This window comes from Microbacterium sp. F51-2R (genome assembly GCF_052180235.1).
GTDB lineage: Bacteria > Actinomycetota > Actinomycetes > Actinomycetales > Microbacteriaceae > Microbacterium.
This window is the reverse complement of the sequence record NZ_CP197470.1, coordinates 2672242-2694918: the sequence shown is the minus strand read 5'-3', so window position 1 is coordinate 2694918 and position 22677 is coordinate 2672242. Positions and strand designations below refer to the sequence as shown.

The 22677-nt window shown below is 69.1% G+C and carries 17 protein-coding genes; 4 read left to right on the top strand and 13 right to left on the bottom strand.

Annotated elements, in window-relative coordinates:
* Positions 1–129 precede the first annotated feature (129 nt).
* From ACSBPH_RS12025 to ACSBPH_RS12000, 6 genes are all read right to left on the bottom strand, one after another.
* Positions 130–4947 (bottom strand): alpha/beta fold hydrolase, encoded by a 4818-nt coding sequence (locus ACSBPH_RS12025; protein WP_442574565.1) that lies wholly within the window; start codon positions 4945–4947, stop codon positions 130–132.
* A 146-nt stretch (positions 4948–5093) separates the two neighbouring features.
* A complete protein-coding gene (arsA, locus tag ACSBPH_RS12020) occupies positions 5094–6848 on the bottom strand; it encodes an arsenical pump-driving ATPase (RefSeq protein ID WP_442574564.1) in 1755 nt (584 codons plus the stop codon).
* A gap of 231 nt (positions 6849–7079) precedes the next feature.
* Positions 7080–7487: an arsenate reductase ArsC gene (locus ACSBPH_RS12015; RefSeq protein WP_442574563.1), complete on the bottom strand. Its 408-nt coding sequence runs from the start codon at positions 7485–7487 to the stop codon at positions 7080–7082.
* A gap of 73 nt (positions 7488–7560) precedes the next feature.
* Positions 7561–8448, bottom strand: coding sequence for a metalloregulator ArsR/SmtB family transcription factor (locus ACSBPH_RS12010; RefSeq protein ID WP_442574562.1), 888 nt, complete (start codon positions 8446–8448; stop codon positions 7561–7563).
* 70 nt (positions 8449–8518) lie between these two features.
* Positions 8519–9013: a GNAT family N-acetyltransferase gene (locus ACSBPH_RS12005; protein ID WP_442577302.1), complete on the bottom strand. Its 495-nt coding sequence runs from the start codon at positions 9011–9013 to the stop codon at positions 8519–8521.
* A 14-nt stretch (positions 9014–9027) separates the two neighbouring features.
* Positions 9028–10344 carry an FAD-dependent oxidoreductase gene (locus ACSBPH_RS12000; protein ID WP_442574561.1) on the bottom strand — a complete coding sequence of 439 codons (1317 nt, stop codon included), beginning with the start codon at positions 10342–10344 and terminating at the stop codon, positions 9028–9030.
* Between the two features lie 86 nt (positions 10345–10430).
* Here ACSBPH_RS12000 and ACSBPH_RS11995 point away from each other — a divergent pair, with 86 nt between their 5' ends.
* Positions 10431–10781, top strand: coding sequence for a metalloregulator ArsR/SmtB family transcription factor (locus ACSBPH_RS11995; RefSeq protein ID WP_442574560.1), 351 nt, complete (start codon positions 10431–10433; stop codon positions 10779–10781).
* On the top strand, positions 10778–11470 hold the full coding sequence (locus ACSBPH_RS11990) for an aquaporin (RefSeq protein ID WP_442574559.1): 693 nt from the start codon (positions 10778–10780) through the stop codon (positions 11468–11470). The genes ACSBPH_RS11995 and ACSBPH_RS11990 overlap by 4 nt, the downstream gene beginning before the upstream one ends.
* Here the strand turns inward: ACSBPH_RS11990 and ACSBPH_RS11985 are convergent.
* The 6 genes from ACSBPH_RS11985 to ACSBPH_RS11960 all read right to left on the bottom strand — a co-directional run bounded on the left by ACSBPH_RS11985 (position 11461) and on the right by ACSBPH_RS11960 (position 17231).
* A complete protein-coding gene (locus ACSBPH_RS11985; RefSeq protein WP_442574558.1) occupies positions 11461–11841 on the bottom strand; it encodes an L-rhamnose mutarotase in 381 nt (126 codons plus the stop codon). The genes ACSBPH_RS11990 and ACSBPH_RS11985 overlap by 10 nt on opposite strands.
* Positions 11842–11912: 71 nt before the next feature.
* Positions 11913–12359 carry a cupin domain-containing protein gene (locus ACSBPH_RS11980; protein WP_442574557.1) on the bottom strand — a complete coding sequence of 149 codons (447 nt, stop codon included), beginning with the start codon at positions 12357–12359 and terminating at the stop codon, positions 11913–11915.
* 155 nt (positions 12360–12514) lie between these two features.
* Positions 12515–13561, bottom strand: a complete 1047-nt coding sequence (gene rhaS, locus ACSBPH_RS11975) for a rhamnose ABC transporter substrate-binding protein (protein ID WP_442574556.1) — start codon at positions 13559–13561, stop codon at positions 12515–12517.
* Positions 13562–13600: 39 nt separating this feature from the next.
* A complete protein-coding gene (locus ACSBPH_RS11970) occupies positions 13601–14677 on the bottom strand; it encodes an ABC transporter permease (RefSeq protein WP_442574555.1) in 1077 nt (358 codons plus the stop codon).
* A complete protein-coding gene (locus ACSBPH_RS11965; protein ID WP_442574554.1) occupies positions 14674–15711 on the bottom strand; it encodes an ABC transporter permease in 1038 nt (345 codons plus the stop codon). Before ACSBPH_RS11965 ends, ACSBPH_RS11970 begins: the two co-directional genes overlap by 4 nt.
* Positions 15708–17231 (bottom strand): sugar ABC transporter ATP-binding protein, encoded by a 1524-nt coding sequence (locus tag ACSBPH_RS11960; RefSeq protein ID WP_442574553.1) that lies wholly within the window; start codon positions 17229–17231, stop codon positions 15708–15710. The genes ACSBPH_RS11965 and ACSBPH_RS11960 overlap by 4 nt, the downstream gene beginning before the upstream one ends.
* Before the next feature lie 127 nt (positions 17232–17358).
* On the opposite strand from ACSBPH_RS11960, the gene ACSBPH_RS11955 reads away from it, so the two are divergent.
* On the top strand, positions 17359–18369 hold the full coding sequence (locus ACSBPH_RS11955) for a LacI family DNA-binding transcriptional regulator (RefSeq protein ID WP_442574552.1): 1011 nt from the start codon (positions 17359–17361) through the stop codon (positions 18367–18369).
* A 156-nt stretch (positions 18370–18525) separates the two neighbouring features.
* On the top strand, positions 18526–19536 hold the full coding sequence (locus tag ACSBPH_RS11950) for a LacI family DNA-binding transcriptional regulator (RefSeq protein ID WP_442574551.1): 1011 nt from the start codon (positions 18526–18528) through the stop codon (positions 19534–19536).
* Between the two features lie 86 nt (positions 19537–19622).
* Here ACSBPH_RS11950 and ACSBPH_RS11945 read toward each other — a convergent pair whose 3' ends face one another.
* Positions 19623–22661 carry an alpha-L-rhamnosidase C-terminal domain-containing protein gene (locus tag ACSBPH_RS11945; protein WP_442574550.1) on the bottom strand — a complete coding sequence of 1013 codons (3039 nt, stop codon included), beginning with the start codon at positions 22659–22661 and terminating at the stop codon, positions 19623–19625.
* Between the last annotated feature and the right edge of the window lie 16 nt (positions 22662–22677).

Here is a 22677-nt window from a genome sequence, read left to right as displayed (position 1 = left end):
GCGTCGTCACGTTAGCGCGAACATTCCGTGAGCGTCAAGCGATCGACCGACTCTCCCGGGCGGTTGGCGGCGGCGCCGGCGACCCTCGCCATCCGGCACGGAACGGTTCCATCGATGGAGAACACACGGCTACCGATTCCCCTCCGGAGCGCGGGCGGTTCGGCGCATCCGCCGGCTTCGGTGCCGCAGCAGCAAGCCCGCCAGCAGCAGGCCGGCTGCGGCCAGAGTGAGCGCCGCCGGGGCTTCTCCACCGGTCTGGGGCAGGCTCTCCTCCCCCGTGATCACGCGGCCAGAACCGCCTCCGCCGGCCGTCGGCGCGGGCTCCGCACCTCGCACCTCGTAGCGGACTGTGGTGGTCGACACGTTGCCGGCGTGATCGACGGCCCGCACCACGAAGGCGTGGCCGCCCTCGGCGGAGGGGAGCGCCTCGCCGGCCGGGGTCGACCCGGCGCAGGAGGATATGCCCGAAACGGCATCTTCACACCAGAACGACGCCTGACCCACCTCGTCGGCGCGGTACGTCCGTCCGTCGACGATTCCCTCGACGTGGATGACGGGAGGCTCCGGGTCCAGGCGCACGGCGAGTCGTCGAGGCGTGCTCGTGTTGCCCGCGGCATCCGTCGCCCAGTACTCCACGTCCGTCACCCCGGCCGAGCCGACCGTGAACTCCGCGGACGACCCCTGCCGGATCTGCTCGTCCTCGGAGGCGCCGGTGAGACGCCAGTGCACGGTCGCGATGCCGGACGCGTCATCCGTCGCGGTGATCCGCACGGTCACCGGCGAGGCCGCCCATCCCTCCGGCGCCACCGCGCTGGCCGTCGGCGCGGTGGTGTCCGGTGCCGCCTCGAGCACGGTGTAGCCACGCTCGATCACCGTCCGGTGACCGGCCGCATCGACCGCGGTGACGGTCAGGGCATGTGCCCCGGGCCGAGCGGTGGGAACCCTGTCGCCGCGTTCGAGAGAGGATGTCACCCCGTCCGGAGTGGTCAATGATGCCGAGACCGAGGCGACCCCGCTTTCAGCGTCCGTGACGGAGAAGTCCAGGCGCAGGTCTTCGCCGATGTCGGCGTGCTGCCCGTCCTCGGGCGAGGTCAGCTCGATCGCGGGGGAATCGAGGTCGATCCGCACCTGCGTCACGAGCGGCTCGGACGTGTTGCCCGCGGCATCCGTCGCCCAGGAGGTCACCCGCGTCACGCCGTGAGCGTCGAGAACCACCTCTGCCTGCGCCTTCGCGACCGTCTGAACGGGCCCGTCGCCCACCTGCCACGAGATCGAACGCATGCCGCTGCCCGTGTCGCTCGCTGAGAGGGCGAGCCGCACCGCTCCGGAGTGCCAGCCGCCGGACCCCGCCGGAGGGAGGGTGGCGCTGAGAACAGGAGGAGTGGTGTCATCGGGGACGTCGCCGGCCACGGTGTAGGTCGCGGTCTGGAGCGTCTCGTGGCCCACGAGGTCTCGCGCGCGGACGGTCAGCGTGTGCGGACCCGGCACGTCTGTCGGCAGCGCGGCACCGTCCGGCACATCACCGACGCAGTCGGCGATCCCCGAGAACGCATCCGCGCAGGTGTATCGGGCGATCAGCTCGGCGCCCGGCTCCGCCGTCGCCCCGTCGACGCCCTCGATCACGACCGTGGGGGCGCCGGAGTCGACGCGGAGCTCGACGGGCCGGTCCGGCCGGCGGAAGTTGCCGGCGTGGTCGCGGGCGAACCACCAGAGCTCGGTGAGTCCCTCGGCCGTCGCCGAGAACGGCAGAGAGGCCTCGACGGTCTCGGCGCCCTGCTCGGTGGCGCCGTGTAGCTGGTAGCTGACCAGGGCCACCCCCGATCCCGTGTCGGTGGCGTGGACGGTCCCGTCGACGCCGTCGCGATACCACCCGGCACCGTCGGCATCGACGGCGTCGGGAGCGCGGAGCTCGATGCGCACGGCCGGCTTGTCGGTGTCGGTGCGCTCGGGCGGAGCGACGCGGAGATCCTGCAGCAGCGTCCGTGGCGAGCCGTCGATCTCGGCCGTCACGACGACGCGGTAGGGACCCTGAGGCAGCACCTGGCTGGCTGCTCGATACGATCCGTCGGGCTGCTCGCGCAGCACGAGCGATCTCGAGTAGTCGCCGGTGCCGATGAATCGCACCGAGACCGCGGCATCCTCGACCGGCTTTCCTGCCCGCACGAAGTCGGCTTCGACACGAGCCGTTCCGTAAGGGTCGACGTCGATCGTCGCTGCGAGGGTCGTCGCGGCGTCATTGAGGTAGACGGCGAGCGCCACCGGCAGACCGGTCCCGGCGGAGTTGCTCACCCGGGCGCGCCAGGTGCCGGGGGCGGGATCATCCGCGGAGGAGAGCGTCGTCATAGGCTCGCCGCCCTCACCGGCGGCAGCCACGGCGCCGGAGGGATCGACGAGCTCGAGACGCACGCCTGCGTCGGCGATCGCGGCGAGGCCGATGCGCGAGGCGTCGTCGGCGTCGAAAGGGATGTCGATCTCCTGCCCCGCGGCGACAGTGAGCGTCCGCGAGAGCAGGAGCGGTGGCAGCTGCGCCGCGGTGTCGGGAGCCGCGGGGCGTCCGGAGGCGTCGCCCGGCACGTCGTCCGGGGCGTCGCCCGGCACGTCGTCGGACGCATCGGCGGACAGCTCGTACGGCACCAGGCGGGCACCGCCCGGACCGGCGAGCCCCCGCGGCCCGCCCCCGACCAGCTCCGGCCACACGAAGAAGTCGAAGTTCGCGCGATCGGTCATCCAGGTGTGCAGCACGAAGTTGCGGGCGGCGTCGTCCCAGCGGCCCTCCATGGTGCTGCTGATCGGCACGACGCCGTCGCCCTGCTCCGGGCTCTGGCAGGTGCGGGGCACGTAGGTGCCGACGAGGATCGACATCTCCACACCCTTGCGATTGGTCACGCGCTCGTTGAACGCGGCGAGCACGTCGGGGCGAAGCTCGCGCATTCCCGCCAGGTTCATGATGGCCGCGCACGGGGAACCGGCGTTGGGCGTTCCGAGCATGATGAGACGGTTGACGAACGGCTTGCCGTCGTCGGCCATCGGCATCCAGTCGTGGATGTAGGCCCGAGAGATGAGGCCGCCCATGGAGTGCGCGACGATGTCGATGTGCGGGGCGTTCGTCCGGTCGCGCACCCAGTCGATGTACTCCGCCTCGATGGCGGCGTTCTGGGCGATCGTGTAGCCGGGGGTGTCGGGCGCCGCGAGCGAGCCGGTGTTCATGACTCCGGGCGCCTGCCCGTCGCCGACGGCGAAGCTGAGCCAGCCGGGATGCACCGACCGCAGGTAGGAGTCGTAACTGCTCCACGCCGCGGCGCTGGAGTTGAATCCGTGCACGAGGACGACCGGATCGGGCGAGATGGGCACCGAGACGGGTATGCGCTCGACCTCCTTGCCGTCACCCTTCACGACGACCTCGAGGTTCAGCGGCGGGCGCGCCTCGCCGCTCGAGTCGAAGGCGAGTCCCGCGGTGTCGAATTCGATGGCCCCTTCCGCTGTGCCGAACGGATGCAGCGACTCGAACCAGTAACCATCGGGCATGCGCTGGCCGGTGTCGGCGTTGCGCAGCTCGACGCTGACGATGTGGTCGCCCTGCGAATCGGGGTTCTGCACCTCGAAGGCGAGCCTCGAGCGAGTGCCCTGCACGACGCCCCGCGACGGCATCTCCTCCCAGTCGCCGCTCGGGTAGTCGATGCTCTGCAGCCGCGCGTCGTCGAGCTGAGCAGGCGGCTCGTCGGGAACCATGACGACGGTCTCGCGCTCCCACGTCAGGTACGAACTGCCGAGCGTCACCAGGACAGAGCGTCTCCCGTTGATGTCGAGCGCGGCGTAGATCGACTTCGTCCCGTATCCCGGCACCTCGCGCAGCAGCGGCTGGAGCCGATGGGGCACCGGGGATCCGCCGTACTCCCGCTCCCAGAGCACCGGAGTCACCCCGCCGCAGAAGGTGCAGTCGAACATCACGCCGACGACGTCGTTCACGTCGTTGAGCGCGCTGGCGCCGGTCGAGTTCAGCCCGTCGATTCCGCGGATGGGGCGCGGCGCGGCATCCGAAGAATGGAAGATGCCGTCCTTCGGATTCGCGGCGGATCCCGTGAACAGGTCGACGGTGGCGTAGTTGGCGTTGTTGAGGTCTCCTGCCGACGTCGCCCCGGGGATCGGAATGACTTCCTCGGCTCCGACCCACCACAGCCACGCGCCCGGGGTCGCCACGCCGCCTGGGGCGATCGTGGCATCGGTGGCGAGCAGCACGAGGTTCGCGTCATTGACCCGCACCGCGTTCGACCAGCTCGTTCCCGGCGGAAGCGGGACGTAGTGAAGTTCGGGCGTGGCGGTCGCGAGGTACCAGACGACGGCGATCACGAGGTCGCCGTGCTTGACGTAGCCGCTCACGACGTCGTTGTTGCTGATGGCGTTGGCGACGGACTCCTTCGCCCCGTCGTCGGGCAGCATGATCTCCTTGCCGTCCTTCCAGGCCGCGGCGTGCGGCGGCGCGTCACCGACGGCGACGGCGCCCACCATGGTCCCCGCATCGTTCATCCCGGTGGCCGAGGTGCCGATCCCCCACACGTCGGCGAGCGTGCCGTCGGCGTTCCACCGCGTCGCGCGGGCACCGCTGTTCGGCCCGCTTCCGCCGTAGACGAAGCCGGATTGCCCGAACATCTCGCCCCGCTCGTTGATGCCGTCGACCCACCCTGTCGAGCGCCGGGTCGAAGGATCGGTCGCGGTTCCCTCGGGCACGACGACGGTCCACTTGTCGAGCCGGGGCAACTCCGCGCTCGGGGCGAAGTCGACCGCGGCGACGGCGGCATCGGTCGGCGAAGCGCTGCGAGGCGGCGCTTCCTCCGCCCCGGCGGGGGCGACCCCGGCCGCGACGACGGCGCCGATCGTCATCGCCGCCACGAGGAGCGCGGCGACACTGCGTCGAGAGGAACGAGAACCTCGACGGGTGGTTGATAACACCCTGGAAGTATTCACAAGCCTGTCAGGAAAGTCAATTCCCCGGGTCGAGACATGGACGCGGCGAGCCAAGGGATTCCGGTCGAGACCGGGGACGATACCCCCTGTCTCGACGTGAATCCCTTGGTTCGGCCGGGACGAGGGCGGGATCAGCCGCGGGTCAGCGCGGTGAGCCGTTCGACCCCGATCGGCTCCTCCCCGAGCAGGGGGACGACCGCGATGACGTCCGCCAGCTGCCGCACACGGGCGATCTGGGCGATCTCGCCGCGGGCGCGGGCGCGCAGGAACGGCGACTCCGGATGCGCCGCGGCGATCGAGTCGTTAACGACCCACGCCCACGGATGGATGCCGGCACGCTCGAGTTCCCGCTGCAGCCCAGCCGCCTCCAGCACGGGCGTCGTCTCGGCGAGCGTGACGATGATGATCTTCGTCTGCATCGGATCCTGGAGGCGCATGAGGGGCGTCGAGTACGCTATGTCGGCCGCGCCCATCTGCCGTGCGATCTCGCGGTGGTAAGAGCCCGCGGCATCCATCAGCAGCAGCGTGTGACCCGTGGGCGCGGTGTCCATCACCACGAATCTGCGCCTGGAGTCGTGGACCGCCCGGGAGAACTGGCTGAAGATCGCGACCTCCGCCGTGCACGGCGACATCAGATCCTCGGCGAGGGCCGCCCGGCCCGCGTCATCCAGGTCCTTGCCCTTCGTGGCCATGACGCGCGCGCGGTACTGCTCGAGCGCGCTGCTCGGGTCGATCCGGGTCACGGTGAGTCCGTCGACCGTCGCCCCGAGCGTGCCGGTGAGATGGGCTGCCGGATCGGTCGTGGTCAGGACGACCTCGTGGCCTCGCTCGACGAGAGCCAGCGCGATGGCCGCGGCGATCGTGGTCTTGCCGACGCCGCCCTTGCCCATGCACATCACGAGACCGTGACCGTCGGCCTCGATCACGTCCACAAGAGCCGAGAGGGGAGCCTCGGGGATCTCCGGGACCGCCGCCACCTCGAGGCTTGTCGAGCCGCCCGCCGAGTCGGCGTCGAAGAAGGCCCGAACCGGTCCGAGACCCACCACGTCGTCCGCCTTGAGCTCCAGCACATCCCGCGGCAGGTCGGCTATGGCGGCGGGCACGGCCGACATCGCCGCCGCCTCGCGCATACGCAGGGCGTGGGCGATCGGCTCATCGCCGGCGCTTGCCGGAAGAAGGCCGTTGATGACGACGAAGGCGTCGGTCATGCCGATCGCCCCGAGCTCGGCGAATGTCCGCTCGATCTCCTGCAGGGCGGAGAGCTGCGCACGCGCGACGAGGATCAATCTGGTGCGGGACGGGTCGGTGAGCGCATCGACCGCAGCAGCGTAGGTCGCTCGGTGCGCGTCGAGGCCGGCGAGGGGACCGAGACACGACGCGTCGCCGCCGGTGGAGAGGAAGTCCGTCCAGGATCCGGGCAACTGCAGGAGTCGGATCGTGTGGCCGGTGGGAGCCGTGTCGAAGAGCACATGGTCGTACTGGCCGTACGACGAGTCATCGGTCAGCAGCCGGGTGAATTCGTCGAACGACGCGATCTCGGTCGTGCACGACCCCGACAGGCTCTCAGTGATTGCGGCGATCTCCTCGGAAGGCAGGACCCCACTCAGGGGGCCGATGATTCGCTCCCGATAGGCCTCGACAGCCTGCTGCGGATCGATCTCCAGCGCATCCAGGCTCGGCACCGAGGGGATGGGGGTGATGCGGTCGCCGATCGCGACGTCGAACACCTGGCTCAGGTTGGATGCCGGATCCGTGCTCACGAGCAGCACGCGCTGCCCGTCAGTGGCCATCCGGACCGCCGTCGCGCAGGCGACCGAGGTCTTGCCGACGCCGCCCTTCCCCGTGAAGAAGAGAAATCGCGGCGGGTCCGTCAGGTACCGCATCATGCCCCGCACTCCTCCCGCTGGGCAGCGAGCAGTGCGATCATCCCGCCGGCAGAGTCACCGGAGCAGGCCGAAGGTCCTGACGGCATCAGCGGACAGGTCAGCGTGCCGGCGGATTGCCCGTCAGGGCTGCACGCGCTCCGGCAGCATCTCGTCGAACCAGGGGAATCCGGTCGAGACCGGGGGCGACACCCCCGGTCTCGACGCGAATCCCCTGGTTCGGCGAGGGAAGGCTCAGCCGCGGGCGCCGAGCTCTTCGATCAGCGCCTCGACGCGGCGGCGGATCTCGTCGCGGATCGGACGCACGGCCTCGATGCCCTGGCCGGCCGGATCGTCGAGCTCCCAGTCCTCGTAGCGCTTGCCGGGGAAGATCGGGCAGGCGTCGCCGCACCCCATCGTGATCACGACATCCGACTCCTTCACCGCGTCGACGGTGAGGATCTTGGGGACGTTGCCGGCGATGTCGATGCCTTCTTCGGCCATCGCCTGGATGGCCACCGGGTTGATCTGGTCCTTCGGCGCGGAGCCCGCCGACAGGACTTCGACCCCGTCACCGGCGAGCGCCCGCAGGTACCCGGCCGCCATCTGGGATCGCCCCGCATTGTGGACGCAGACGAACAAGACGGTGGGTTTCTCGGCCATGGCAGGGCACTCCTTCGCTCTTCCCAAAGCATAGACACACATCTATAGCTCTGTACGACCAGCGGGTGAACGATCAGGTCGAGACGAGGTCCGCCAGCAGTGCGCGCACGCGCCCTTCGATGTCGTCGCGGATCAGCCGGACCTCTGCGAGAGGCTTTCCGACGGGGTCATCGATCTCCCAGTCGAGGTAGCGCCTGCCGGGGTAGACGGGACAGGCGTCGCCGCATCCCATCGTGACCACGACGTCAGCCGACCGCACCGCCTCGTCGGTGAGGGGCTTCGGAAACTCCCCGCCGAGCGGCACCCCGATCTCGTCGAGCGCGGTGACGATCGTCGCCCGCACCGCGTCGGCGGGCGCCGACCCCGCCGTGCGCACGCGCACACGATCGCCCGCGAGCTGTCGCAGGATCCCCGCGGCCAGCTGCGACCTGCCGGCGTTCTGCACGCACACGAACAGCACCTCGGGCGTCGTCCGTCGCGTCGCCTGCGACCGCGCGAGCGCGTCGAGCCGCGTGGTCGCGAACGCCGCGGTGCGCGATGCGATCCACGCAGACGGATGCCGCGCCGACAGCAGCTCGTGACTGTCGGCGACGCAGCGACCGACGGTATGCCTGCTGAAGATGCCGCGATAGCGCTCGGCGAGGTCGTCGACGATGCGCGCGAGATCCGGCTCGTGCCCTCGGGGCGCCGACTCGTCGCCGAGAAGCGCCTCCACGCGGTCGACCTGACGCGGGTCGATCGAGTACCAGACCCGGCGGCCCTCAGGCCGGCGGATCACGATCCCCTCGTCGGCGAGGGCCTTCATGTGATGGCTCACGGTGGGCTGCCGCAGGCCCAGCACGTCGGCGAGACGACCGACGAGGGCCCGGCCGTCCTCCGAGTCCCGGATGAGCTTGACGATCCGTGCCCGCGTGGGGTCGGCGAGGACGGTCAGCTCGCGAGGCCCTGCACCGGCATCCATAGATCGAAGTCTATGCGCGAGCCCGCGCCCCGACTCTGCCGCCGCCGAGCTGTGCCGGCGCGCCTCCGTGTCAGTCGCGGCCGCTCACGCGGCTCCGCCGTTCGATCAGGATCGTGTCGCGCCATTGACCCGCGTGCGGCCCGAGCCGCGACCGCGCGATCCGCTCGCGACGCCCGACCACGCGGAAGCCCGCTCGCTCGTGCAGCCGCAGACTCGCGACGTTCTCGGGGAAGACGCTCGACTGGATCGTCCAGATCCCCGCCTCATCCGCCGCCGTCACGAACGCGTCGAGGAGCGCGGCGCCCACCCCGCGGCCCCGAGCGTCGTCGCTGACGTAGACGGAGTGCTCGACGACTCCGCGATACACCGCGCGGGAAGAGACGACGGATGCCGCGACCCAGCCGACGACGCCCGTCGACGGGTCTTCGGCGACGAGCCGTGGCGTGCCGAGCTTGCCGGAGTCGAAGGCCTCCCAGGTCGGCGTCTCGATCTCGAAGGTCGCTTCGCCACCCGCGATCCCCTCGGCGAAGATGCGCTCGACGGCAGGCCAGTCCGCGGCATCCATCTCCCGGATCCGGATCACGAACAGCACCCGGCCTCACCGGCGAGACCGATCGAGCACACCCCGGTCGCCGGCAGCACCAGCTCGACGTTCGCGGCCGCGATCGTGTCGCCCGCGAGCCACGCGGTGACGGACCGGACCTGCTCGTATCCCGTTGCGAGCAGGAACGTCGGGGCGCGGCCGTACGACTTCATGCCGACGATGAAGAAGCCCTTCTCGGGGTGGGTGAGCTCGCGGAATCCGTGCGGCTGGACCGTGCCACACGAGTGCACGTTGGGATCGATGAGCGGCGCGAGGCGCTTGGGGGCCTCGACGATGTCGTCGAGCTCGAGGCGGATCTCGCGGAGCATGCCGAGGTCGGGGCGGAAGCCTGTCGCGTTGACCACGAGGTCGGTGAGGTGGGTGGCGACCTCCCCGCGGCGGCTTCCGACGAGCTCGACGCCGTCGGGCGAACGCCGGGCGCGGATGATCTCGAAGCCGTCGACGACCTCGATGAGGCCGGCCGCGACCGCGCGGTCGACGCGGCTGCCGAGCTGCGCACGATCGGCGAGCTCGTCGTCGGCCGAGGACGAGACGCGCACCGCCTGCGCGTTGCGGATCAGCCAGGTCACCGTCGTCCCCGGCTCGTCCCGGGCGAGCGAGACGAGGGCGAGAAGCGTGTTGGCGGCCGAGTGCCCGGCCCCCACGACGGTGGTGTGCCGGCCCGCGAAGAGCGCGCGGTCCCGGCCGAGCACGTCGGGAAGCGCCGTCGTGACGCGGTCCGCGATCTCGGGCATGCCCAGCAGGTCCAATCCGCCCGACGACAGCGGATTCGGCGACCGGTACGTTCCCGAGGCGTCGATCACGGCGCGGGCCGCGACATCCTGGATCTCTCCATCGCCGGTCCGGATGCGCAGCGCGAAGGGCGTCGCGAAGCGGCCTCGCGTGCGGGTGCGGTCCATCCCCTCGCGTGTCACCCCGACCACCTCGACCCCCGTGCGCAGCCGGGAGGCGATGGGGTCGAGCGCCGCCAGCGGGGCGAGGTACTCCTCGACGAGTTCGGCACCGGTCGGGGCACGTTCGGGGTCGGGGAGCTCCCACCCCTGCGCCTCGAGGAGGCGTCGTGATGCCGGATCGACGAGGTGCCTCCATGGCGAGAACAGCCGGATGTGACCCCACTCCCGCATGCTCGCCGCAGCCTGGCCTCCGGCCTCGAACATCACGAAGTCGATGCCCCGCTCGACCAGCTGTGCGGCGGCGGCAAGGCCGATCGGGCCGGCGCCGATGATGGCGACGGGCAGAGTCGCGAGCCGGTCGGACTCCGCGGCGCGGGGGGTGAGGTCGAGCAGGGTCACAGCATCCTCCTGGAATATCGATGATCTTCGATATGCCATTGTTCACCGGTCTATCGATATCTGTCAATATCGACTATTGTCGATATATGACCACGATCCTCGACGTGACGGATGTCACCGCGGGCGCCTGCTGCACACCCCTGCAGCGCGAGCCGCTCACCGCCGAAGAGGCGGAGCAGCTCGCGACGGCGATGAAGGCCCTCGCCGACCCGACGCGACTGCGCCTGCTGTCCATCGTCGCGGCATCCGAGGGCGCCGAAGCGTGCGTATGCGACCTGATCGAGCCGGTGGGCCTCAGCCAGCCGACCGTGTCTCACCACCTCAAGGTGCTCACGACCGCCGGGTTCCTCGAGCGCAGCAAGCGCGGCACGTGGGCGTACTTCCGGCTCGTGCCCGGCGCGCTCGATCGCATCTCGCAGCTGCTCACCGGGTCGTGAACCCGGGCACCGTCCGGGCCCTCGCCGGTGAGTTCGTCGGGAGCGCCCTGCTGACCGCGGTCGTCGTCGGCTCCGGAATCGCGGCACAGAACCTCTCCCCCTCGGATGTCGGACTGCAGCTGTTCGAGAACGCGTTCGCCACCGCGCTCGGTCTCGGAGTGCTGATCCTCCTCTTCCAGACCGTGTCGGGTGCGCACTTCAACCCGGCGGTCTCGATCGTCGACGCTCTGCTGCACCGCAAGGGATGGACGATCACGGCGGCGTACATCCCCGTGCAGATCCTCGGATGCATCGGCGGCGCGATGCTGGCGAACCTCATGTTCGCCGCACCCGCCGTCGCCTGGAGCAGCACGGACCGCGCCAGCTGGCCGCATCTGCTCGCCGAGACCGTCGCGACCGCGGGCCTCCTCCTGGTGATCTTCGCCCTCGTGCGAACCGGGCGCTCGCACCTCGCGGCGCCCGCCGTCGGCGCCTACATCGGCGCCGCCTACTTCTTCACCTCCTCGACGAGCTTCGCCAATCCCGCCATCACGATCGGCCGCGCCTTCACCGACACGTTCGCGGGCATCGCATGGTCGTCGGTGGCGCCTTTCCTCGCCGCACAGGTGGTGGGAGCGGCCCTCGGCTGGGCCCTGATCCGCGGCTTCTTCCCCGTCGTCGCGGTCGGATCAGCGGCACCTCAGCGCTGACGCGCCCCGCCGGATGCGCCGGCATCGGCGAGCTGGTCGTGGAGGTTGAAGATCTCGGTCAGCGGGGTGGCTGCCTGATCGGGACGCCCGGCCAGATCGACGAAGTACGGAGCCATCTCCGCCTCCCACCGGGAGGCGATCTCGGAGGCGGCGAGGTACGACTGCGCCGCGGCGTCGTCGTCGGTCTCGTAGTAGCCGATCAGCCTGCCGCCGTCTGCGAGGAAGAGCGAGTAGTTGCGACGACCGGATGCCGCGATCTCGGCGAGCATCTCGGCACGCACCGGACTGTGGCGGGCGACGTACTCCTCCACGAGCTCAGGCTTGATCTGCAGTTCGAAGCAGACGCGGGTCGTGGGGGCCGTGCTCGGCATGTTCGTGGTCCCTCTCCGGATCGATTCGCGTGAATCGATTCACGAGACGATAGAGGACGACGGTGCCGTCGTCAAGGCTGCGCAGTCCAGCCGGGCGGCTCGTCAGCACCCGCTGCTTCGTCGCGCGCGGCATCCTCACTGGTTCGCTGCACCACCCCCGCCGCATGGTGGGAGGGCGCGTACACCGTGTAGAGCCGCATCGGCTCGTCGCCGGTGTTGATCACGTCATGCCACGTGCCCGCCGGCACCTGCACCGACCATCCGTCGGAGACGTCCTGCTCGAAGTCCAGGCGATCCTTCGACGCACCCATCACCGCCCTGCCGCGCCCGGCCTCGAGCCGCAGGAACTGATCGGTCGCGGGATGCGATTCGAGGCCGATCGACTTCCCGACCGGGATCGTCATCAGAGTGACCTGCAGATGCTTCCCGGTCCAGGCGACCGTGCGGTAGTTCTCGTTGTCGCGTGACGCCGCTTCGATGTCGAACGCGTTCGGCCGTGGTCCGTTGTCTGTCACCATGACGCGATCGTCCACCGCGTCCGCGGTCCGCAGCGGGACGAAGGTCCTCTGCGAGGGGCTCCGGGCTCTCCCTCCCGTGGAGGCACCCGGCCCGACGAACGACGGGTGCCCGGTCCACCTGCTGTGAACCGGGCACCCGCCGTCGATTCGGCTGCTTAGAAGTCGAAGTCGCTGATGTTGTCCTTGGTGAAGACGTAGGGGTCGCCGAGGAGCACGACGCCGTCCTTGCCGACCTCGTAGGAGCCGAGCTTGCCGGCGTCGAAGGTGTCGCCTTCCTTGCCGGTGATGTCGCCCTTGATGAGAGCGTCCGCGGCGAACGCGGCGAGGTAGCCGAGGTCCTCGGGGTTCCACAGTGCGAACGAGGTGACGGTGCCGTCTTCGACGTACTCGCGCATCTGGTTCGGGGTGCCCAGGCCGGTCAGTGCGACCTTGCCCTTGTACTCCGAGGTGGACAGGTAGCGAGCAGCGGCCGAGATGCCGACCGTCGTGGGCGAGATGATGCCCTTGAGCTCGGGGTAGGTCTGCAGCAGGGCCGCAGTCTTGTCGAACGAGGTCTGGTCGTCGTCGTCACCGTAGGCGACCTCGACGAGCTCGATGTTCGGGTGGTCCGACGCGAGCAGCTCCTTCATCGTCTCGATCCACGCGTTCTGGTTGGTCGCGTTCGCCGAAGCCGACAGGATGGCGATCTGACCGGCGTCGCCGATCTGCTTGGCGATCTCGTCGACCTGAACCTTCGCGATGCCCTCGGACGTGGCCTGGTTGATGAACAGGTCACGGCAGTCCGGGTTGGTGTCGGAGTCGAACGTGACGATCTTCACACCGGCATCGGATGCCTCGCCCAGCGCGTCGCAGATCGCCTCGGGGTCGTTCGCCGACACGATGAGCGCGCCGGCGCCCTGCTGCGCGGCGGTCTGGATGTAGCTGACCTGCGAGGTCGGGCTCGCCTCCGACGGACCGACCTCCTCGAGCGTGCCGCCGAACTCCTCCGCAGCCGCCGTCGCGCCCTTGGTCGAGGTGTCGAAGTACGGGTTGCCGAGGTTCTTCGGGAGCATGGTGATGGAGACGTTCCCGGCGTCGCCGCCCGCGTCACCGGTCGAGCCTCCCCCGCCGCTGCCGCCGGAGCAGCCTGCCGCGAGGAGGGTCACGCCAACGGCAAGAGCCGCGATGACCCCTGCACGTCGTGAGCGCTTGAATTCGAACATCGTTGTTTCCTTCCTTGGTGCGAGTTCTCGCTGTGGGTGTTACTGGATCGGGTGGCCGGCGGGCGGGGCGCCTGGTGCGCTTCGGCCCTTTCTCTTCCCGCTGGCGGCTGCTCTGCGGGCATGGAGCCAGGCGAGGAGGCTGGAGGACACGACGGAGACGATGAGCAGGAGCCCCGTGATGACGTTGATGATGTCGCTCGTGACGCCGGCGAGGCGCAGCGCGCTGCCGAGCACTCCGATGAGGAGCACACCCGCGATCACGCCGTGCAGGGCCCCTCGTCCACCGAAGATCGACACCCCGCCCAGAAGCACCGCGGCGATCACCTGCAACTCCATGCCCATCGCGTTGTCACCGCGCGCGTTGGAGTAGAGGAGCGTGAAGTAGACCCCCGCGAAGCCGGCGACCGCGCCGCTCAGTGTGAAGAGGATGAACTTCGTACGCCCGACGTCGATGCCCGAGAAGGCTGCGGCTTCTTTGTTGAGGCCGATCGCGTAGAGCGTGCGACCGAACGGGGTGAAGTGCAGGAGCACTCCGAAGACGATCGCGAGGATGACGAACGCGACCGTGATGACAGGCACGGGGGTGCCGGGGATGTTCGCCTTCGCGAGGTCGGTCCACTCCTCCGGGAAATCGGTGATGGCGGTCGTGCCCAGCAGTCCGACGGCGATGCCCCGGAAGAGGGCGAGCGTGCCGATCGTGACGGCGAGAGACGGCAGGCCCACGACGGTGACGAGGAAGCCGTTGAACACACCGCCGAGTGTCCCGATCAGGATGGCCGCCAGCGCGGCGACGGGGAACGGCAGCCCGGCTTGCGTCAGCAGACCGGTCACGACGCTCGACAGGCCGACGATGCTCGCCACCGACAGGTCGATCTCCTCGGTGATGATGATGAGCGTCATCGGAAGGGCGATGAGGAGGATGGGGGCGACGTCGCGCAGGAGATAGGTGACGGTGAGCGGACTGTCGAAGTTGCGCACCGTCGCGAGCGCGACCACGATCACGATCAGCAGGAGGGCGATGATCGCCATCTCCCGCGTGAGGAGAACGCGGCGCCAGGCGGGCCGGGCATGGGCACGATACGTGCGAACGCGCGGAGCGTCGGTCAGGGTGGTCATCGCGTCTCCTCTCTCTGGGCGATGAGTCGTCGATGCTGACGCACCGCGAGCACACGGTCGAGCACGATGGCGCCGAGAATCAGAACGCCGACGACAGCCCGCTGCCAGAAGTCATCGATGCCGAGGATCGGCAGCGCGCGGTTGATCGTGAGCAGGAGGAACGCGCCGATGGCTGCTCCCCACACTGTGCCGACGCCACCCGAGATCGCGACGCCCCCGATGACGGCGGCACCGATCGCCTGCAGCTCCCACCCGAAGCCGGCGGCCGAGCTGACGGTTCCGTACCGCGCCGCATAGAGCACACCCGCAAGCCCCGCGAGCGCACCGCTCACGACGAAGGCGCTGATGACCCGGCGCGTGACCTTCAGGCCGTAGAGATGCGCCGCAGCGGGATCGGAGCCGATGGCGTAGAACTCGCGCCCGCCGCGCAGATTGCGCATGTACCACGCGGCGACCACGAGGACGAGGACGGCGATGATGGTGAGGATGGGGATGCCCAGGATCGAGTCGGTGCCGAGGCCGCGGAACTCCCGCGGCAGGTCGGACGCGTTGATTCGATCGCTGCCGGTCCAGGCGACGTTGATGCCGCGGTAGATGTACATCGTGCCGAGCGTGATGACGAGGGCCGGCACACGGGCGAAGGCGACGAGCGCGCCGTTGATGGCGCCGAGGACGGCACCGAACAGGATGCCGCCCGCGAAGACCCCGATGATCGGGATGCCCGGGATATCGATGAAGAGGCGGCCCGTCAGATACGCCGTGAGCCCCACGACGGAGCCCACCGACAGATCGACGTTCCGGGTGATGATGACGATCGCCGACCCGACAGCCACGAGGAGCAGCAGCGACGGCGTGAGCAGGAGGTCGCGGAAGCCGTCCGACGAGAAGAGGAAGTTGGGGTTGCTGATCGTCGCGACGACGATGATCGCGACGAGGGCGATCAGGATGCCGGTCTCCCGGGCTGTCGCCACGTGGCGGACGAGCCGCGAGGCAGGGCTCGTCCCCGACTGGGGGGGTGCTGTCGTGGTGATCATCGGGCGACCTCCGAGTCGGCCGTCGCGGCGTACATGACCGCTTCGGGAGTGGCTTCCTGACGGCTGAACTCGCCGGTGATCCGCCCCTCGCGCATGACCAGGACACGGTCGGCCATGCCGAGCACCTCTGGGAGCTCGGAAGAGATCATCAGGATCGCGATCCCCTGCTGCGCCAGCTGGCTGAGAAGGCGGTGGACTTCGGCCTTCGTCCCGACGTCGATGCCGCGCGTGGGCTCATCGACGATCAGGACGGTGGGCTCCGTCGCGAGCCACTTGCCGAGCACGACCTTCTGCTGATTTCCGCCGGACAGCGTCCCGGCTTCGGCGTCGAGAGCCGCTGTCTTGACCTCGAGGCGGCTGGCCCAGACCTCCGCGGCCGTGTTCTCGCGCGAACTCCAGATCAGGCCGAACTTCGCGAGCTTCGAACGGATCGCCAGCGTGATGTTGCGCGAGACGCCGTCATCGAGCACGAGGCCCTGCTTGCGACGGTCCTCGGGGACGAGCGCGATGCCGCGCTGCGTCGCCAGTCTGGGGTTGCTGCGCGTGAGGGGCGTGCCGTGCAGGCGCACACTCCCGGACTCGTAGAGGTCGATGCCGAAGACGGCCCGTGCGACCTCGCTGCGTCCCGCGCCGACGAGACCCGCGAGGCCGACGATCTCCCCCTGCCGGAGGGTGAACGAGATGTCGCGGAAGACACCGGCCCGCGTGAGGCCCTGCACCTCGAGGACGACCTCCCCCACTTCCGAGGGCAGCTTCGGGAAGAGCTCGGTGACATCGCGGCCCACCATCTGCCTCACGAGCTCGTCCACCGTCGTCTCGGCGATCGGCGTCGTGTCGATGTAGGAGCCGTCGCGCATGACGGTGACGGTGTCGCAGAGGTCGAAGACCTCGTCGAAGCGGTGCGAGATGAACAGGAGCGCTCGCCCCTCGTCGCGCAGGCTCCGCGCCACGGCGAAGAGCCGCTCGACCTCGACGCCCGAGAGCGCCGCCGTCGGCTCGTCCATGATGAGCACGCGCGCATCGAGCGAGATGGCCTTGGCGATCTCGATGATCTGCTGGTCGGCGATCGAGAGCCCCTCGGTGACACGCTCGGGGTCGAGCGACACGCCGAGACGGCGGAAGATGGCCGCAGCCTCCTGACGCATCGCCTTCCGGTCGATCCGGCCGAAGCGGTTCGCGGGCTGGCGGCCCATGAAGATGTTCTCGGTGACCGAGAGGTCGGGGAACAGCGTCGGCTCCTGGTAGATCACCGCGATGCCGGCCGCCTTGGACTGGGCCGTGCTGCTGAAGTCCACCGACTCGCCGTCGAGGAGGAATTCGCCGGCGTCGCGACGGTAGAGACCGGCGATGATCTTGACGAGCGTGGACTTGCCCGCGCCGTTCTCGCCGATCAGCGCATGGATGGATCCCCGCTCCAGGGTGAGGCTCCCGGACCGGAGGGCGACCACTGGTCCGAACGACTTCACCACCTTGCGCAGCTCGAGCGCGGGACGCGACCCTTCGGTTGCGATGGTTGACATCGCGCCTCCTCGTTGAGCGTGGATGAATCGATTCAGGCTGTTTCAGGCTACTCTAAGGACAGGAATGAACCATGGTCAAGTCGAAGAAGGACAGTGACCGAATCGTGATCCGAGGAAGGATGACGCTTTGCCTGTGAGCATTCGCGACGTCGCGGTCCGCGCGGGTGTGTCCGTCGGGACCGTTTCGAACGTCCTGAATCGACCGGAAGAGGTTTCCGCCGAGTCGGTTCAGCGGGTCACCCAGGCGATCGATGAGCTCGGGTACGTGCGCAATGATGCGGCACGCAAGCTCCGTGCCGGGGTCAGCACCACCATCGGATTCGTCGTGCTGAGCGGACAGAACCCCTTCTATACGGACGTCGTCCGCGGGGCCGAGGACGAGGCCACGCGGCACGGGATCGCGATCCTCTACGGCAACACCGACGAGGACGTCTCTCGGGAGAAGCTCTACCTCGATCTCTTCGAGGAGCAGCAGGTGCGAGGCTTGCTCATCGCACCGTATGGCGACGTGACTTCTCGCTTGCAGCGACTGCGTACGCGCGGCATCGCGGCCGTCCTGGTCGACCGCTTCAGCGGTGACGGCCGCTTCTCCTCCGTCTCGGTCGACAGCACCATCGGCGGCACCATGGCGGTCGACCATCTGATCAGCGAAGGCCGGCGCCGGATCGCCTTCGTCGGCGGACCCTTCGACATCCGTCAGGTGACCGACCGGCTGGCCGGCGCCCGCGTCGTCGTAGACGATGCGGGAAGTGGCGTCAGCCTCGAGGTCATCGCGACCGCCGCCATGAGCGTGGAGGAGGGCGTCGCAGCCGGCGCCAGGATCCTGGCGCAGCCTCGCCGCCAGTGGCCCGACGCGCTGTTCGCGGCTAACGACCTCCTGGCGCTGGGGCTGCTCCAGTCCCTCGTGGTGGACGGCCGGCTGCGCGTTCCCGACGACATCGCCATCATCGGCTTCGACGACATTCCCTTCGCCGCCGCCGCGGCCGTGCCACTCTCCTCTATCCGACAGCCGAGCCGCATGATCGGGCGCACCGCGCTGCGCATCGTTCTCGAGGAGGCTGCGGATCCCGACAGCATCCCCCGCCAGACGGTGTTCAAGCCCGAGCTCGTCGTCCGCGCCTCGACCCGCGCCGTCTGAGTCCTGGGTGGGCCGCCGCTGGCGCCCACCTGCGGCGCGCGGCGGGGCTGATGCAGCGCGCGGCGACTAATGTAGTGCCGCAGGCGATGCTCGGGGAATCGCTTGTGGCACTGCCTGCTGCGCATCCGCAGCGGGCCCACGCCGGAAGGGGCGCTCTTGCCTGCAAGCATCCGCGACGTGGCCGAGCTGGCGGGAGTCTCGGTCGGCACGGTCTCGAATTACTTCAACCGACCCGAGATCGTCTCACATGATTCGGGGGCGCGCGTTCGGGATGCCGTGGCGCAGCTCGGATACGTGCGTAACATGGCCGCCCGCACGCTCCGGGCCGGGGTCGGCACGTCCGTCGGCTTCGTCGTGCTCAACGGACAGAATCCCTTCTTCACGGACGTCGTGCGCGGGGCGGAGGACGAAGCCGCCAGACAGGGCATCGCGATCCTGCACGGCAACACCGACGAGGACGCGCGCCGCGAGACGGCCTACCTCGACCTCTTCGAGGAGCAGCAGGTCAGAGGCATCCTCATCGCGCCCTACGGCGACGTCACGTCGCGTCTCGCTCGACTCCGTGCACGAGGCATCTCCAGCGTCCTGATCGACAGATTCAGCGGAGACGGCCGGTTCTCCTCCGTGTCGGTCGACAGCGTGCTCGGCGGCAGGATGGCCGTCGAGCATCTCATCGAGCAGGGCTGTCGGAGGATCGCCTACGTCGGCGGCCCCTTCGACATGCATCAGGTGACGGATCGCCTGGCGGGAGCCCGGTCCGCCGCCGAGAATGCTGAGCCTGCGGTGGAGCTGGAGGTCGTCCCGACGTCGGCCATGACTCTCGCCGAGGGCTCGGCCGCCGGCATCCGGCTGCTCGCCAGACCGCGTCAGGAGTGGCCCGACGGCATCTTCGCGGGCAATGACCTTCTCGCTCTGGGGCTTCTGCAATCACTCGTCGACGGCGGACACCGACTCGTTCCCAGCGACATCCGGTTGATCGGATTCGACGACATCTCGTTCGCCTCGGCGGCCGCCGTTCCGCTGTCGTCCATCCGCCAGCCGAGCCGCATGATCGGGCGAACCGCGTTCCGGATCCTCATGGAGGAGACCTCCGACGCGGAGTTCCTTCCGCGCCAGACCGTGTTCCCACCGGAGCTGATCGTGCGTGCCTCCACCGCGGGGGCGTGAGGGCACGACGCCGGCGTCTCGATCGCTGCACGACAGGAGGGTCTCCCTGCGTGACGCGGGAGACCCTCCTGTCCTTGCGAGACGGACTACTTCGCGACCTTCGGAGTGGTCTCGGTCACGACCGTCACGGGGGCGAGGTCCCCGAACGTGCCGATCACCTTCACGAAGATCCTTCGGTTCTTGTCCTTGTCGGTGAGCGTGTATGAGTCCGACGGACCGCTCTGGATCGGCGTGGGCGCACCCTGGCGGTACCACTCGTAGGTGAGGCCGGCGAGCGACGGCGACCACTGGCCGACGACCTTGACGGTGCCGCCCACGGCCAGGTTCCCCTCGATGGCCGGGGTGGGCGGGACGACGGTGCTCGCCGACTGGAAGGTGTACTCACCCGCGGCGGTTACCGAATAGACGTCGTAGCCGTCCTCAGTGCGAAGGAAGGTCGCCCCGGCGGACGCCGCGCTGGCCGAGGCATCCGTCGCCAGTGGCACCCAGACCTCTCCGGCAGTGCCGTCCGGCACGGTGACGTCGAGCTGGAACACGTCGCCCTGCTTCCAGGACACCGCGATGTCACCGTGCGGCGTCGGAGTCGTTCCCTTCGCCCATTGGAGATCGGCCGGATGCGGCTTGACCGACCACGTCTCGAAGCCCGGCTCCTCCGGCTGGATGCCCAGCAGGTAGGCCGACATACCCCACGTCGGACCGCTCGCCCAGCTGTGCGCAAGGCTCTTGTTGGCGTCGGTGAGATCGCCGTTCTGCTGGTGATTCTCGAAGAACGCGCCCGTATAGAACGGGAATTCCGGGTCGGCCATGGGGCCCCACAGGAGTCGAACGAGATCCAGAGCGCCCTCGGTATCGCCCGCTTCGAATCGCGCCGCGAGCTCGAACCCGCTGATGTGGGTGCTGATGAGCGTCGACATGTTCGCCTCGGGCGAGAACGGCTGAGGACCGTGCTCTCCCCACAGGTTCGTACGCAGCCACGAGAGGATGCCGTCGACCTTGTCCTCGGGGGCGACGCCCCAGAGGACGGCGAGCGAGTTGGCGTCCTGCGGAACGGCGTTGCCGGACTTGTTGCTCCAGTCGATGTTCGAGAGCTTGTATACACCGCGCTGAGCATCGAACAGCGTTGCATTGATCGAGGCCTTGACCTGGGCAGCCCGGGCCTCCCACGCCGCCTTGTCCGCAGCCCACGCGGCCGCGTCGGCGTGATCCGGGTGCGTCTCGAGCATGTGCCCGGTCAGCCAAGCCGCCTCGGTGAGCGCGTGATAGTAGAGCACGTTGGTCGCCGTGACGGTGCCGGCCTTGCCACCGTCGTAGAAGTCCCAGTCACGCCCGTCGGATCCGGTGGTCGTGACGATGAGGCCGTCGGCGTTGGTGAGCCCGAGGTTGTAATTCATCTGCGCCTTGAGCCGCGGGTACTCGGCGATGCCGAAGTCGAGATCGCCCGAGTACCGGTAGTAATCGACGATGCCGATCGGGTAATAGATCGAGTAGGCCGTCGAGTAGAACTGCGCCGTCGTGGCAGGATCGCCGTTCCAGTTCGCCGACTCGCCGGGAACCGAACCGTTCGCGGCCTGGCGGGAGCCGAGAACGTGGATCGAGTTGCTGATGTAGTCCGACCCCTTCTCGCCGTAGCCGAAGGCGGTGTAGGTCGAGCGTCCCGCGTTGTAGAGGTCGCCCGCCCAGATGCGGCGATCGCGCTTGGCGCCGTCGAGGATGACGGGGATCGTGCTGTTGTTCTGCGCCCCCGCCGGGACCATATTGGTGTCGACCGTGTACGCACCGGTATACCAGAGGTCGTTCAGCTGCTCGTCACTCGACAGGAACCAGCCCTCGTAGTCCGAGGCCGCGTGGTTGGGGTACTTGGACTGGACTCCGACCTTTGAGATCGTCACCGTGCCGGGCGTGGTGAGGGTGACCGCGTGGAAGCGGATGCCGCCCTGGAGGGCGTTGGCGGGCGTGGCGTAGGTTCCGGGACCGGTCACCTGGAAGACGCGGTTGCGGGGCGAGCCGACTCCGGCGCCGAGGTAGCCGGCGTTGTCGCCGACGACGTTTCCGGGAGTGCTCGTGACCGCACTGTCGGCGGCATGCGCCTTCGTCAGCGGCGAGACGGTGACACCGGTGCGGGGGTTGCGAAGCGTCACTCCCGCATCGAACCCAGCCGTGACCGCCGGGCTGAACGAGAGTCCCGACCCGTTGAAGACGACCGGCGCGGAGGCTGGGTAGGCGGCGGTGAGCGGCGAGATGCCGAGACCGGTCCCGCTGGCGCCGGCGGTGCCGACACTCGTCACGGTCACGGATTCTCCGCCGACTTTGATGACGTCGCCGACCTGCCGGCCTGCGACGGAGGCGACCTTGATATTGGTGTCACCCGCCGCGGCGGCCGCCGAGAGGGTCGTCTGGCTCGAGGTGCGGCCGACCGCTGTGATGGTCACGGCCTGCTGGGCGGCCCCGGTCCCGATGAGAAGCTCGGCTCCCACAGGGAAGTTGTTCGTGGTGGTCACTTCGACGTTGGTCGCGCCGGCGGCGATCGGTGCGAATGCCGTGGTGGACACGGCCGCCAGCCCGATGCCGAGGATCGTCGCTGTCTCCTGCTCGGCGCCTGTGCCGATGACCAGTGACTGGCCCACCGTCATCTGTGTCGTGTTCGTGACGTACACCGTCTGGGCCCCGACGGGTGCCGCCTTGACCAGCTGCGACTCGTTCTTCCGAGCGATGTACTTGAGGCTCTCGCTGTAGGCGGTGCGCACACCGACCGTGCCGGAGCTCGAGTCGACGTTGAAGTACGGCAGGCCCCCGACGACGGGGCCGTGATCGAGGATGATGTACGGCGCCTGGCCGGTGCCGTCCCAGGTGAGGGTGGCCGCACCGGCGCCGCCCTTCACGAGCGCCTGGGCGTTCTGCACGTTCCCGGACGTCTCGACGACATGCTCAGCGACGAGGTCGGTCTCGCCTGTTCCGAGGACTTCGCTCTGCCAGCTCGTGTCCTCTTCAGCAGCGGTGGCCGTCGTGGCGAAGCCGGCCATTCCGACCGCGGCCGCGATCGAGATAGCCAAGCCCGTGCGTGCACAGCGCCGGAATCCCGACGAGCGCACGAACGCGGCATGGCGCTCGCTCGATGATGATCGCATTTCTCTCCCTTGAGTA